The 12884-nt window shown below is 64.6% G+C and carries 13 protein-coding genes and 1 tRNA gene; 12 read left to right on the forward strand and 2 right to left on the reverse strand.

Annotated features, from left to right (window positions below; genetic code table 11):
• Positions 1-116 precede the first annotated feature (116 nt).
• The 6 genes from AC1Q6Z_RS16225 (at position 117) to lhpI (ending at position 6102) form a co-directional block, all read left to right on the forward strand.
• Positions 117-926: an ABC transporter substrate-binding protein gene (locus AC1Q6Z_RS16225; RefSeq protein ID WP_439614767.1), complete on the forward strand. Its 810-nt coding sequence runs from the start codon at positions 117-119 to the stop codon at positions 924-926.
• Positions 927-995: 69 nt separating this feature from the next.
• Positions 996-1661, forward strand: a complete 666-nt coding sequence (locus tag AC1Q6Z_RS16230; RefSeq protein WP_492648556.1) for an amino acid ABC transporter permease — start codon at positions 996-998, stop codon at positions 1659-1661.
• 11 nt (positions 1662-1672) lie between these two features.
• Positions 1673-2326 carry an amino acid ABC transporter permease gene (locus AC1Q6Z_RS16235; protein ID WP_256118264.1) on the forward strand — a complete coding sequence of 218 codons (654 nt, stop codon included), beginning with the start codon at positions 1673-1675 and terminating at the stop codon, positions 2324-2326.
• Positions 2319-3041, forward strand: coding sequence for an amino acid ABC transporter ATP-binding protein (locus tag AC1Q6Z_RS16240; protein ID WP_256118265.1), 723 nt, complete (start codon positions 2319-2321; stop codon positions 3039-3041). The genes AC1Q6Z_RS16235 and AC1Q6Z_RS16240 overlap by 8 nt, the downstream gene beginning before the upstream one ends.
• A gap of 7 nt (positions 3042-3048) precedes the next feature.
• A complete protein-coding gene (locus AC1Q6Z_RS16245) occupies positions 3049-4296 on the forward strand; it encodes an NAD(P)/FAD-dependent oxidoreductase (protein ID WP_492648557.1) in 1248 nt (415 codons plus the stop codon).
• Positions 4297-4419: 123 nt separating this feature from the next.
• Positions 4420-6102, forward strand: coding sequence for a cis-3-hydroxy-L-proline dehydratase (gene lhpI, locus AC1Q6Z_RS16250; RefSeq protein ID WP_492648558.1), 1683 nt, complete (start codon positions 4420-4422; stop codon positions 6100-6102).
• A 122-nt stretch (positions 6103-6224) separates the two neighbouring features.
• Here lhpI and AC1Q6Z_RS16255 read toward each other — a convergent pair.
• A tRNA-Ser gene (locus tag AC1Q6Z_RS16255) sits at positions 6225-6314 on the reverse strand.
• 238 nt (positions 6315-6552) lie between these two features.
• Here AC1Q6Z_RS16255 and AC1Q6Z_RS16260 point away from each other — a divergent pair.
• The 3 genes from AC1Q6Z_RS16260 to AC1Q6Z_RS16270 all read left to right on the forward strand — a co-directional run bounded on the left by AC1Q6Z_RS16260 (position 6553) and on the right by AC1Q6Z_RS16270 (position 8790).
• Positions 6553-6873, forward strand: a complete 321-nt coding sequence (locus AC1Q6Z_RS16260) for a hypothetical protein (protein ID WP_439626008.1) — start codon at positions 6553-6555, stop codon at positions 6871-6873.
• A 44-nt stretch (positions 6874-6917) separates the two neighbouring features.
• The gene (gene msrA, locus AC1Q6Z_RS16265) at positions 6918-7568 is read left to right on the forward strand and encodes a peptide-methionine (S)-S-oxide reductase MsrA (protein ID WP_492648559.1); all 651 of its coding nucleotides are present in this window, start codon (positions 6918-6920) and stop codon (positions 7566-7568) included.
• A 229-nt stretch (positions 7569-7797) separates the two neighbouring features.
• The gene (locus AC1Q6Z_RS16270; RefSeq protein WP_256118295.1) at positions 7798-8790 is read left to right on the forward strand and encodes a BMP family lipoprotein; all 993 of its coding nucleotides are present in this window, start codon (positions 7798-7800) and stop codon (positions 8788-8790) included.
• Positions 8791-8850: 60 nt separating this feature from the next.
• Here AC1Q6Z_RS16270 and AC1Q6Z_RS16275 read toward each other — a convergent pair whose 3' ends face one another.
• Positions 8851-9084 (reverse strand): SlyX family protein, encoded by a 234-nt coding sequence (locus AC1Q6Z_RS16275; RefSeq protein ID WP_492648560.1) that lies wholly within the window; start codon positions 9082-9084, stop codon positions 8851-8853.
• A gap of 155 nt (positions 9085-9239) precedes the next feature.
• Between AC1Q6Z_RS16275 and AC1Q6Z_RS16280 the strand changes: the two genes are divergently transcribed.
• The 3 genes from AC1Q6Z_RS16280 to AC1Q6Z_RS16290 are packed head-to-tail and all read left to right on the forward strand — an operon-like array spanning position 9240 to position 12881.
• Entirely contained in the window at positions 9240-10775 is a 1536-nt protein-coding gene (locus AC1Q6Z_RS16280; protein ID WP_256118297.1) for an ABC transporter ATP-binding protein, read from the forward strand.
• Positions 10772-11905: an ABC transporter permease gene (locus AC1Q6Z_RS16285; protein WP_435266864.1), complete on the forward strand. Its 1134-nt coding sequence runs from the start codon at positions 10772-10774 to the stop codon at positions 11903-11905. The genes AC1Q6Z_RS16280 and AC1Q6Z_RS16285 overlap by 4 nt, the downstream gene beginning before the upstream one ends.
• A 4-nt stretch (positions 11906-11909) precedes the next feature.
• Complete coding sequence (locus AC1Q6Z_RS16290) at positions 11910-12881, forward strand: ABC transporter permease (RefSeq protein ID WP_439614760.1); 972 nt, start codon at positions 11910-11912, stop codon at positions 12879-12881.
• Positions 12882-12884: the final 3 nt, after the last annotated feature.

Below are 12884 nucleotides of genomic sequence, written 5' to 3' on the forward strand. Positions count from 1 at the left end.
TCTGCGTCCCTGGTATATACTTTTTGTATATTAGTTGTATTTTAAGGCCGGTTACCGTTTTGGCGAAGGAGGAACCTGCGCCGACGGAATCGACTGACCAATCCAGGGAGAGAGTAATGAAGAAGACCTCGGTCCTCGCCTTCGGCCTCGTGGCCGCCACCGCTCTGACCAGCCCGGCCCAGGCCGACAAGCTGGACGACATCATCGCGTCCGGCACGCTGCGCTGCGCCGTCGTGCTCGACTTCCCGCCGATGGGCGCGCGCGACGAGAGCAACAACCCGATCGGTTTCGACGTCGATTATTGCAACGACCTCGCCAAGGCGCTCGGCGTCACGGCCGAGATCGTCGAAACGCCCTTCCCGGAGCGCATCCCGGCCCTGATGTCCGGCCGCGTCGATGTCGGCGTCGCCTCGACGTCCGACACGCTGGAGCGTGCCAAGACCGTCGGCATGACGATCCCCTACTTCGCCTTCGAAATGGCCGTCACCGCTAATGACAAGTCGGGCGTCAAGTCCTTCGAGGACATGAAGGGCAAGACGGTCGGCGCCACCGCCGGCACGTTCGAGGCCATCGCGCTGGAAAACTCGGTCAAGGCATGGGGTGCCGGCGAGTTCCGTCCGTACCAGACCCAGGCCGACGTGTTCCTGGCCCTGAGCCAGGGCCAGATCGACGCCACCGTCTCCACCTCGACGGTCGCCCAGGCCAACGTCAAGACCGGCAAGTTCCCCGGCATCTCGGTCGTCGGCAAGGCGCCCTATGACATCGACTATGTCGCGCTCTTCACCAACCGCGAAGAATACGGCCTGATCAACTACCTGAACCTCTTCATCAACCAGCAGGTTCGCACCGGCCGCTACAAGGAACTCTACGAGAAGTGGGTCGGCGGCGACGTGCCGGACCTCTCGGTCGGCGGCGTCTACCGCTAAGAGAGCCGTTTCCAAGGCGGCGCGGGTTCTTCTCCCGCGCCGTTCCTCATTTCCAAAAGGTGAGACGGCATGTTCAACTACACCTTCCACTGGAATCAGGCGCTGAAGGCGTTGCCGCAGCTCCTCGACGGGGCGCTGGTCACGCTGCAGATCGCGCTTCTCTCCATGGTCATCGGCCTTGCCGTTGCCATGGCGCTGACGCTGTTCCGGCTCTCCGGCAACCGCATCCTCTCCGGCTTCACCACGGCCTGGGTCGAGATCGCGCGCAACACGCCCGCCCTATTCCAGATCTACATGGCGCATTTCGGCCTCGGCAGCTTCGGCATCCATCTCAGCCCCTACACGGCGCTGCTCGTCGGCATCGCCTTCAACAATGCCGGCTATCTGGCGGAAAATTTTCGCGGCGCGCTGAAGGCGATCCCCGAGACGCAGGCACGTGCCGGCCGTTCGCTCGGCATGACGCCGCTCATGGCCTTCCGCTACATCGTCATGCCGCAGATGCTGCGCATCGCCTTCCTGCCGGCCACGAACCAGGCGGTCTGGGCGATCCTGATGACCTCGCTCGGCGTTACCGTCGGCATGAACACGGATCTTGCGGGCGTCACCCAGGCGCTGAACGCGGTCTCCTTCCGGACCTTCGAATTCTTCGCGCTCGCGGCGATCATCTACTACCTGATCGCCAAGGCCGTGACGCTGGCAGCGCGCCTCGCTGCCACGCGCATGTTCCGCTACTGAGAGGGTAAACCATGTTCGATACCGCTCTCACGCTGGCCGATCTCGGCTTCCTCGCCAAGGGCGCGGCCATGACACTCGCCGTCACCGCCGTCTCCGTGCTGGCCGGCACCGTGCTCGGCGTCATCTTCGGCGTCGTCCGCAACCAGGCCGGCCCCTACTGGTCGATCCCGCTCACCTTCCTGCTCGATGTCTTCCGCTCCGTGCCGCTGCTCATCCAGCTCGTGCTCGGCAATGCGGCGCAATCGATCATGAAGCTCGGCTGGGCGCCCTTCACCACCTCCTGCGTGGTGCTGTCGCTCTACACGGCCGCCTATTGCACCGAGATCGTGCGCGGCGGCATCTCCTCCGTGCCGCTGACGACGCGCCGCGCGGCCCGCTCGCTCGGCATGACCTGGTGGCAGGACATGCGCTACATCGTGGCGCCGCTCGCCACCCGCGTCTCGCTGCCCTCATGGATCGGCCTCACGCTCGGCGTCATGAAAGATTCGGCGCTGGTGCTCTGGCTCGGCCTGATCGAGCTGTTGCGTGCCTCGCAGATCCTCGTCACGCGCCTGCAGGAACCGCTGTTCATCCTGCTCATCTGCGGCGCCATCTACTTCATCATCAGCTTCCCCATAGCCCGGCTTGGCGGCTATCTCGAAAAACGGTGGTCCCCCAATGATTGAGATCGAAAACGTCCGCAAATCCTTCGGCTCGCTGGAAGTGCTGAAAGGGATCAACCTCACCGTCCAGAAGGGCGAGGTGCTGACCATCATCGGCGGCTCGGGCTCCGGCAAGTCGACGCTGCTCACCTGCATCAACGGGCTGGAGACCATCGATGCCGGCCGCATCGTGGTGGATGGCACCGACGTGCACGCCAAGGCGACGGACCTCAACAAGCTGCGCCGCAAGCTCGGCATCGTCTTCCAGCAGTTCAACGCCTTCCCGCACCTCACCGTATTGGAAAACGTCATGCTGGCACCGCGCAAGGTGCTCGGCCAGTCGAAAGCGGAGGCCGAGGCCATGGCCGTCAAGCAGCTCACCCATGTCGGCCTCGGCGACAAGCTGAAGGTCTATCCGAACCGCATGTCCGGCGGCCAGCAGCAGCGCATGGCGATTGCCCGCGCACTCGCCATGTCGCCGGCCTACATGCTGTTCGACGAGGTGACCTCGGCGCTCGACCCGCAGCTTGTCGGCGAAGTGCTCGATACGCTTCGCATGCTCGCCTCCGAAGGCATGACGATGATCTGCGTCACACATGAAATGAAGTTCGCCCGCGAAGTCTCCGACCGCGTCGCCTTCTTCCACAAGGGCGTGATGGCCGAGATCGCGCCGCCGGAAACGCTTTTTGGCGCGCCAAAAGATCCCGAGCTGCAAAACTTCCTCGCCGCCACCCATTGAGGCCATGATGAAGACTGAAACCATGCCCGATGTCGTGGTGATCGGCGCCGGCGTCGTCGGGCTTTCGGCGGCCATCGCCGCCCAGGCGCGCGGCCTCTCCGTCACCGTGCTGGAGCGCGAGGCGCCGGCCGCCGGCGCTTCCGCCGGCAATGCAGGCGCCTTCGCCTTCACCGACATCCTGCCGCTCGCCTCGCCCGGCATTTTGAAGAAGGCGCCGAAATGGCTGCTCGACCCGCTCGGGCCGCTCAGCATTCCGCCGTCCTATGCCGTGCAGATCGCGCCGTGGATGTTCCGCTTCTGGCGCGCCTGCTCCGCCAGCCGCGTCGCCCATTCCACCGCCGCGCAGACCGCGCTGATGGACCTCTCCAGGGCGGCGCTGGAGCCTTTCCTCTGCGAGACCGGCACGGCCGCGATGCTGCGCAAGGAGGGCAATCTCCAGGTCTATGAAAGCCAGGCCGAACTGAACGCCTCGCTGCCCGGCTGGAAAGTGCGCGAAAAACACGGCATCGAATTCCACCATATGGACGCGAGCGCCATGGCGGCGGTCCAGCCCGGCCTCGCCGCGCGCTTCACCCACGGCACGTTCACGCCCGGTTGGTATTCGATCGCCGATCCAAAGCTCTACACGCTGGCGCTCGCCGATCATTTCCAAACCAAGGGCGGCGTCATCGAGCGGATGGAGGTTCTTGGCCTGCGCCCCGTCGACGGCGGCGTCGAGATCACCACCAGGAGCGGCACGCGCCGCGCGAAAAAGGTCGTGCTCGCGGCCGGCGCCTTTTCCCATCAGGTCGCGCGCAGCCTGGGCGAGACCATCCCGCTCGAAACCGAGCGCGGCTACAACACGACGCTGCCGCTCGACGCCTTCGACCTGCGCACCCAGGTCACCTTCGGCGGCCATGGCTTCGTCGTGACCCGGCTTTCGACCGGCATCCGCGTCGGCGGCGCGGTGGAGCTCGGCGGGCTGAAGCTGCCGCCGAACTTTCGCCGGTCGCAAGCCATGCTGGACAAGGCCCGCACCTTCCTGCCCGGCCTCAAGCCGGACGGCGGCGTGCAGTGGATGGGCTTCCGCCCGTCACTGCCCGACAGCCTGCCGGCGATCGGCCGTGCCCGCACGACGCCGAACGTCGTCTACGCCTTCGGCCACGGCCATCTCGGCCTCACCCAGTCCGCCGGCACCGCCCGCCTCGTCGCCGACCTGTTGACAGATCGCCAAACCGCCATCGACATAGTCGCCTTCTCGCCGCAACGTTTCTAAAGCATTTCCGCTTTTCTCCGAATCGCGAAAATGCTCTATCTCTTTGTTTTTACGCAATTCGCGGCAAGCAAAACCGGTTCCTTACTTTTGCTGGAATTGCTCTAGCCGCACAGGACCCGCCCCATGGCCGACCTTTTCGCCCGCAGCATTCTCCCCGGTATCGCGGCCGGTCCGGTCATTGCCGCGGGGGAGGCGCTGAGCTTCTGGGGCGGCGTCGACCCCGCCACCGGCAAGGTCATCGACGTGCACCACCCGCTGCACGGCGTCACGATCACCGGCGGCATCCTCATGATGCCGTCGAGCCGCGGCTCCTGCACCGGCTCCGGCGTGCTGCTCGATCTTGCCCTGACGGGCCGCGCGCCCGCCGCCCTCGTTTTCAGCGAGGCCGAGGACGTGCTGACGCTTGGCGCACTGATCGCGGCTGAAATGTTCGGCAAATCGCTGCCCGTGCTGCGCGTGTCGCGCGACGCCTTCGCAGCGCTCTGTCGCGAAAAAACGGCCCGGATCAGCGAGACTGCGATCGAGACCGACGCATTGACGATCCCGGTCACGCCGCCCGCGACCGCCACGCTCGACCTTACCCTCGACGACCGCGCCATGCTGGATGGCCGCGACGGCATCGCCGTGCAGCTCGCCATGCGCATCAACATCGCCATGGCGGCACAGCAGGGCGCCAAAAAACTCGTCGACGTGGTGCAGGGCCATATCGACGGCTGCATCTATGCCAGCCCCGCCAACCTGACATTCGCGGAAAAGATGGCCGAGATGGGCGCGAGCGTGCGCATCCCCACCACGATGAACGCCATCTCCGTCGACCGCGCCAACTGGCAGGCCCAGGGCGTTCCGGAGGATTTCGGCGACCCCGCCGCCCGCCTCGCCGATGCCTATGTGCGCATGGGCTGCCGTCCGACCTTCACCTGTTCGCCCTATCTCCTCGACAGCGCGCCAAAAACCGGCGAGGCCATCGCCTGGGCCGAATCCAACGCCGTGATCTTCGCCAACACCGTGCTCGGCGCCCGCACGGCGAAACATCCGGATTTCCTCGACCTCTGCATCGCGCTCACCGGCCGCGCGCCGCTCTCGGGCGTCTACCTCGACGAACACCGCAAGGCGTCCCGCATCATCGACGTCGACCTGCCGGAAAATATCGACGATGCCTTCTGGCCGCTCGTCGGCTATCTCGCCGGCCGCGCCGCGCCCGACGGCATCCCCCTTCTGCGCGGCCTCGCGGACGCAAAGCCGACGCAGGACGACCTGAAGGCGCTGTGCGCCGCCTTCGGCACCACCTCCGCCGCCCCGATGCTCCATATCGAGGGCGTCACGCCCGAAGCGAAAGAGGCCGCCGCCGCCAATGCCGATAGCACGACCATCACGCGCGCCGACATGATCAACGTCTGGACGATGTTCAACGGCGGCCCGGACAAGGTCGAACTCGTCGCCATCGGCAGTCCGCACGCCTCGCTTTCCGAATGCAGCGCCCTGGCGGATGCGCTGGGAGGCCGCAAGCGGCACAAGGACGTCACCGTCATCGTCACCGCCGGCCGCGACATCATGGCTGAAGCCGGCGACATTCTTACCCGACTAAGGGCAAGCGGCGTCCAGGTCATCCCGGACCTCTGCTGGTGCTCGATCTCCGAGCCGGTCTTCCCGCCGAAGACCCGCACCCTCATCACCAATTCCGGCAAATACGCCCATTACGGCCCCGGCCTCTCCGGCCGCACCGTCCGCTTCGGCAACCTCGCCGACTGCATCGAAGCGGCGCTGACTGGCCAGGTTCCCCCACGCCTGCCAGCCTGGCTCGCCTGACAAACGCCAAAAACGCCCGTCGCCGATTTCGGAGGCGGGCGAGACGAATCAACGAACGGCGGGGCACCGTGTTCGATGAGGCGTTTGCGTGTGCGGAGAGTCAGCGTTTTGCTGGGAAGAGATGGCGGACAGAGCGGGATTCGAACCCGCGATAGAGTCTCCCCTATACACACTTTCCAGGCGTGCGCCTTCAACCACTCGGCCACCTGTCCATCCGCTCGCAGCCGTCGGTCAATCCGGCGCGGACCGCTTTCCTGTTTCCATTCCGGCGAGACGGCGCGATATATACCGAGGTTTCACGCGGGATCAACCGCTTTCTGACAGATTCTTGAAGGTTCTTTCACGCACAGGTGCGAAGGATTGCAGAAGGTTGGCCGTCTTCCTATTTATAGGCAGGAATGAAGCGGAGCGAAATCGAGGCTCCCGCAGGCGGCACCAGGAGGGTGCGCGATGATACGATTCGTCTTGAGGGCCATCAGTCTTGTTGCCCTGGTCATCGCCGTCATGGCGGGGACGATCGACGCGATCCAGTCGGTTTCGGCCTCCGAGCCGGTGCTGACGCCCCTGGCGGTCGCCTGGAGCACGGCAAGCCCGGATACGATTGCACTCGTCGCCGACGGCATCATGCGCAACCTCCACCCCTATGCTTGGGATCCGGCGGCGATGTGGGTGCTGTCCCAGCCGGCCTTCGCCGTGCTGCTCGCCGTCTCGCTGTTCTTCTGGGTGATCGCCTACAAGCGCCCATCCCCCGCAGGCCGCTTCACCGCCTGACACCAACCCGCCGCCTTTCACGCGGCCCGGCCAGGAGGCCAGATATGTTCCTGATCGACATGTTCAACAAGAAGACCACCATGCCCGCGCCCGACGCTGCCCTGCCCGGCCGCGACCAGCCAATCCCGACATCCGCCACCCATTTCGTCAACGGGCGCCCGCTGCAAGGCCCCTATCCTGAGGGTTTCAAGACCGTGCTGCTCGGCATGGGCTGCTTCTGGGGTGCCGAACGCGCGCTTTGGAAGATCCCCGGCGTATGGGTGACGGCGGTCGGCTATTCCGGCGGCTTCACGCCCAACCCGACCTATCACGAGACGACGACGGGGCTGACCGGCCATACCGAAGTCGTGCTCGTCGTCTACGACCCGGCCGCAGTGTCCCTGGAAACGCTGCTGAAGACCTTCTTCGAGGCGCACGACCCGACCCAGGGCATGCGCCAGGGCAACGATATCGGTACGACCTACCGCTCGGCGATCTATCTCGACGACGAGGCGGACCTTGCCACGGCGCGCCACGCCCGCGACGTCTACCAGGCGGCGCTGACGGCCGCCGGGCGCACGGACCGCATCACCACGGAGATCGCCAAGGCAGGGCCGCTCTACTTCGCCGAGGACGTGCACCAGCAATATCTCGCCAAGAACCCGGGTGGCTATTGCAGCATGCGCGGCACGGGCGTCGCCTGCGCCATCGGCTGATTTCACAGATTTTTCATCAGGCTACGCGCCGCCGGGAATGGGTTTTCCGCCCACATTCCCGGCGGCTCATATTTTTTACCAACTGAAAAATTTCTGGTGAATTTTTCCCGGAGCCGTGCAAGGATGCCGCCAGCCTGACCCAAGGGAAAGGGTCGGTGGCTCCGTCGCGCGCCTTTTCGGGCGGTGCGCGGAAGGTCCCTATAAAACCAATAGCGAACAGGGCTGCACAATGAAAAAAACCCTTCTCACCCTTCTTGCCACCGCCGCCATGTCGGCAGGCGCCTTTGCCGCGGACATCAAGCCGGCGATCATCTACGACCTCGGCGGCAAGTTCGACAAGTCGTTCAACGAAGCAGCCTATAATGGCGCGGAAAAGTTCAAGGCCGAGACCGGCATCGAATACCGCGACTTCGAAATCGCCAATGACGCGCAGCGCGAGCAGGCGCTCCGCCGCTTCGCCAGCGACGGCAACAACCCGATCGTGATGGCCGGCTTCTCCTGGGCTGCCCAGCTCGAGAAGGTCGCAGCCGAATATCCGGACACCAAGTTCGCCATCATCGACATGGTCGTCGACAAGCCGAACGTACGCTCGGTCGTCTTCAAGGAAGAAGAGGGCTCGTGGCTCGCCGGCATCATGGCGGGCATGGCCTCCAAATCGAAGACCGTCTCATTCGTCGGCGGCATGGACATTCCGCTGATCCACAAGTTCGCCTGCGGCTATATCGGAGGCGCCAAGTCGCTCGGCGCTGACTACAATGTCCTCGAAGCCTATACGGGCACGACGCCGGATGCCTGGAACGACCCGGTCAAGGGCGGCGAAATCGCCAAGTCGCAGTTCGACCAGGGGTCTGACGTCGTCTACCATGCGGCAGGCGGCACGGGCGTCGGCGTTCTCCAGGCTGCGGCCGACGCCGGCAAGCTCGGCATCGGCGTCGATTCCAACCAGAACGCCCTTCACCCCGGCAAGGTTCTGACCTCGATGCTCAAACGCGTCGATGTCGCCGTCTACGACGCCTTCATCTCGGCCAAGGACGATACGTTCAAGCCCGGCATCAACGTGCTCGGCCTCAAGGAGAACGGCGTGGATGTCGCCATGGACGACAACAACGCCGCACTCGTCACCCCGGAAATGAAGGCCGCCGTCGACAAGGCGCGCGCCGATATCATCGCCGGCACGGTGAAGGTGCACGACTACATGTCGGACGAAACCTGCCCCTACTAAGCGGCATTGACGGCCCGTTTGCGTGAAAGCAGACGGGCCGATTCCGTTTTCCCTTACGCCTTAATAGTGCGGCGGGCGGGTAATGGCCGGGGCTTCCAGAGACCCCTCTGCCAGCGTGAGGAAACGTTCCGTCAACCGGTCGAGCTTTGAGCGGACCTGTTCGATCACGCGCCACTGCTCGGCGAGCTGGTCCGACATTTCCTCGATCGTCTTTGCCTGGTGGGCGATGTGCTCCTCCAGGCGGGCGATGCGGTCGTCTTCGGGAAGATCGGGCGTGGTCTTAGACGGTGTCATGGGGTGGTCCTCATCGCTCGCTGCCGGCAGCCCGAGCTATAGCGAGCGCAGCATCAACCCGCAATCAGGCTGGACAAGCACGGCGGAAGCAACAAGACTAAGACCGATCGGCCGGGAGGCCTGTCGGCCCTAAATCCCCGTAAGAGTGGATCGTCATGAGCGAATTGGCAATCGAACTGAAGGGCATCGACAAGAGCTTCGGCCTCGTCCACGCCAACCGGAACATCAACCTGAAGGTCCGCAAGGGCACCATTCACGGCATCATCGGCGAAAACGGCGCCGGCAAATCCACCCTCATGTCGATCCTCTACGGCTTCTACCAGGCCGACCACGGCGACATCGTGATCGACGGCAAGACGGTCAATATCCGCGATCCGAATGCTGCCATCGCCGCAGGCATCGGCATGGTGCACCAGCATTTCATGCTGGTCGAGAATTTCACCGTGCTGGAAAACATCATGCTCGGCGCGGAAGAGAGCCAGATCCTCAATGCCGGCATCACCAAGGCGCGCGCCGAGCTGAAGCGGCTCGAAAAGGAATATGCGCTGGAGGTCGATCCGGACGCCGTCATCGAGGAACTGCCGGTCGGCATCCAGCAGCGCGTGGAAATCCTGAAGGCGCTCTACCGCCGGGCCGATATCCTCATTCTCGACGAGCCGACGGGCGTGCTGACGCCTCCGGAAGCGGACCACCTGTTCCGCATCCTCGGTCAGTTGAAGGACGAGGGCAAAACGGTTCTCCTCATCACCCACAAGCTGCGCGAGATCATGGCGATCACCGACGAGGTCTCCGTCATGCGCCGCGGCGAGATGGTGGCGACGCGCACGACGAAGGACACCTCCGTCGAGGAGCTGGCCGAGCTGATGGTCGGCCGGCGCGTGTTGCTGCGTGTGGAAAAGGGCGAGGCAAAACCGGCGGACGTGAAATTCTCCGTCAAGAACCTGACGGTGCGCGACAGCCGCGGCGTAACCATGGTCGACGACGTGTCCTTCGATATCCGCGCTGGCGAGATCGTCGGCATTGCAGGCGTTGCCGGCAACGGCCAATCGGAACTGCTGGAGGCGATCTCCGGCATCCGCCGCGCCAAATCCGGCACGGTGCTGCTCAACGGCAGCCCGATCGACGTCACCGGCAATGCCGACCCGGCAGAGCTGCGCAAACGCGGCCTGGCGCATGTGCCGGAGGACCGCCACCATGTCGGCCTCGTCCTGAAATTCGAGGAAAGCGAAAACGCCATCCTTGGCTATCACGACGACCCGAAATACCGCAAAGGCCTGCTGCTCGATGTCGACGCCATCCGCGCCGATGCGGAGGAGAAGATCGCGGCCTATGACATCCGCCCGCCGAATCCGCGGTTGAAAACCGCCAATTTCTCTGGCGGCAACCAGCAGAAGATCGTGCTGGCGCGCGAGATGGAGCGCAATCCCGACGTGCTGATCATTGGGCAGCCGACGCGCGGCGTCGATGTCGGCGCGATCGAGTTCATTCACAAGCGCATCATCGAGATGCGCGACCAGGGCAAGGCGGTGCTGCTCGTCTCGGTGGAGCTGGACGAGATCCGCGCGCTTTCCGACCGTATTCTGGTGATGTTCGCCGGCCGCGTCGTCGGCGAGCGCCTGCCGGATGCCACCGAAGGAGAGCTTGGCCTGTTGATGGCCGGCGTGGAAGGCCGGAAGGAGGCCGCGGAATGAGTGTTCCTTACGCGAAACTGCCGGCCTGGGCCGAATATGGCCTGATCCCGCTCGTCAACCTCGCCGTCGCCTTCCTGATTTCCGGCCTCGTCGTCTTGATCGTCGGCGAAAGCCCGCTGGAAGCCGCCTACCACATGATCAACGGCGCCTTCGGGCGCGGTGAATATATCGGCTTCACGCTCTACTACACGACCACCTTCATCTTCACCGGCCTTGCCGTGGCGGTCGCCTTCCACTGCGGCCTGTTCAACATCGGCGGCGAAGGCCAGGCCTATATCGGCGGCATCGGCGTGGCGCTCGCCTGCCTCTCCTTCGACCGCGTGCTGCCCTGGTATCTCCTCTTCCCGATCGCCATTCTCGGCGCAGCCCTTTTCGGCGCGCTTTGGGCGATGATCCCCGGCTGGCTGCAGGCCAAGCGCGGCAGCCATATCGTCATCACGACGATCATGTTCAACTTCATCGCCGCCAGCCTGATGAACTACCTGCTCAACCGGGTGTTCAAGCCGCTCGGCTCCATGTCGCTCGAAACCCGCACCTTCGAGGCGGGCGGCCAGCTGCCGAAACTCGACTGGCTGATGTCGATCTTCGGCCTTTCCGTCGGCTCCGCGCCGTTCAACATCTCCTTCCTGCTGGCGCTGGTTGCCGCCTTCGGCGTCTGGGTGCTGATCTGGCGCACAAGGCTCGGCTACGAGATGCGCACGATGGGCCATAGCCCCGCGGCCGCGCGCTACGCCGGCATCAAGGAAGCCAGGATCATCGTCATCGCCATGATGATCTCCGGCGGGCTTGCCGGCATGATGGCGCTGAACCCGATCATGGGTGAGCAATTCCGCATGCAGCTCGATTTCGTGCAGGGCGCCGGCTTCGTCGGCATCGCGGTGGCGCTGATGGGGCGCTCGCATCCGGCGGGCATCATCCCCGCGGCGCTGCTCTTCGGCATGCTCTACCAGGGCGGGGCGGAAATCTCCTTCGAGATGCCCTCCATCTCGCGTGACATGATCGTCATCATCCAGGGTCTCGTCATCCTGTTTGCCGGCGCGCTGGAGCACATGTTCCGCCCGGCCATCACGCGGGTCGTGCTGGCGCTTTCGCCGAAAACCCGCGACGTTGCCGCCACCAAGGGAGCCTGATGCCATGGAATTCTTTCAGGTCTTCATCGAACTTGCGCAATCGACCGTCCGCGTCTCGACGCCGCTGATCCTCGCCGCCCTTGCCGGCCTCTTCACCGAACGCGCCGGCGTCTTCGACATCGGCCTCGAGGGCAAGATGCTCGGCGCTGCCTTCGCCGCCGGCACTGTCGCCTATCTCACGCAATCCGTGACCATGGGCCTGCTTGCCGCCGTGCTGGTCTCCGTGCTGCTCTCGCTGGTGCATGGCTATGCCTCGATCACCCAGCGCGGCAGCCAGATCGTCTCCGGCGTCGCGATCAACTTCGTTGTCGCGGGCTCCACCGTCATCCTCGGCGAGGCCTGGTTCCGCCAGGGCGGGCGCACCCCGGCGCTCACCGAAGACGGCCGCTTCGGCAGGATCACGCTGCCCTTCGCGGATGCGGTGCGCGAAGTGCCGATCCTCGGGCCGCTCTATTCCGGCCTGCTCTCCGGCCATTCCCCGCTGACCTACCTCGCCTTCCTGATGGTGCCGGCGAGCTGGTGGATCCTTTACCGTACCCGCTTCGGCCTGCGCCTGCGCGCCGTCGGCGAGAACCCCGGCGCGGTCGATACCGCCGGCATTTCGGTGATCTGGCTGCGCTACCGCGCCGTCATCTGCTGCGGCATCCTGTGCGGCATTGCTGGCGCCTACCTGTCGCTTTCAGCGAACGCCGGCTTCACCAAGGGCATGACGGCGGGCAAGGGCTATATCGCGCTCGCCGCGCTGATCTTCGCCAAGTGGCGGCCGAAGAACATTCTCTTCGCCTGCCTGCTCTTCGGCTTCCTCGATGCCTTCGCCATCCGCTACCAGGGTTACGCCTTCCCGCTGATCGGCAAGGTGCCGGTACAGTTCATGCAGGCGCTGCCCTATATCCTGACCGTGATCCTGCTTGCAGGCTTCATCGGCAAGGCCATTCCGCCGAAGGCCGGCGGCGTGCCCTACGTCAAGGAGCGATAAAAC

The sequence above is a fragment of the Shinella sp. GW835-FHT14H05 genome, assembly GCF_058793575.1.

Bases quoted from the DNA above. Each gene is read 5' to 3' on its own strand.
- AC1Q6Z_RS16225 (WP_439614767.1), top strand. From the start codon at position 117: ATGAAGAAGACCTCGGTCCTCGCCTTCGGCCTCGTGGCCGCCACCGCT.
- AC1Q6Z_RS16230 (WP_492648556.1), top strand. From the start codon at position 996: ATGTTCAACTACACCTTCCACTGGAATCAGGCGCTGAAGGCGTTGCCG.
- AC1Q6Z_RS16235 (WP_256118264.1), top strand. From the start codon at position 1,673: ATGTTCGATACCGCTCTCACGCTGGCCGATCTCGGCTTCCTCGCCAAG.
- AC1Q6Z_RS16240 (WP_256118265.1), top strand. From the start codon at position 2,319: ATGATTGAGATCGAAAACGTCCGCAAATCCTTCGGCTCGCTGGAAGTG.
- AC1Q6Z_RS16245 (WP_492648557.1), top strand. From the start codon at position 3,049: ATGAAGACTGAAACCATGCCCGATGTCGTGGTGATCGGCGCCGGCGTC.
- lhpI (WP_492648558.1), top strand. From the start codon at position 4,420: ATGGCCGACCTTTTCGCCCGCAGCATTCTCCCCGGTATCGCGGCCGGT.
- AC1Q6Z_RS16260 (WP_439626008.1), top strand. From the start codon at position 6,553: ATGATACGATTCGTCTTGAGGGCCATCAGTCTTGTTGCCCTGGTCATC.
- msrA (WP_492648559.1), top strand. From the start codon at position 6,918: ATGTTCCTGATCGACATGTTCAACAAGAAGACCACCATGCCCGCGCCC.
- AC1Q6Z_RS16270 (WP_256118295.1), top strand. From the start codon at position 7,798: ATGAAAAAAACCCTTCTCACCCTTCTTGCCACCGCCGCCATGTCGGCA.
- AC1Q6Z_RS16275 (WP_492648560.1), bottom strand. From the start codon at position 9,084: ATGACACCGTCTAAGACCACGCCCGATCTTCCCGAAGACGACCGCATC.
- AC1Q6Z_RS16280 (WP_256118297.1), top strand. From the start codon at position 9,240: ATGAGCGAATTGGCAATCGAACTGAAGGGCATCGACAAGAGCTTCGGC.
- AC1Q6Z_RS16285 (WP_435266864.1), top strand. From the start codon at position 10,772: ATGAGTGTTCCTTACGCGAAACTGCCGGCCTGGGCCGAATATGGCCTG.
- AC1Q6Z_RS16290 (WP_439614760.1), top strand. From the start codon at position 11,910: ATGGAATTCTTTCAGGTCTTCATCGAACTTGCGCAATCGACCGTCCGC.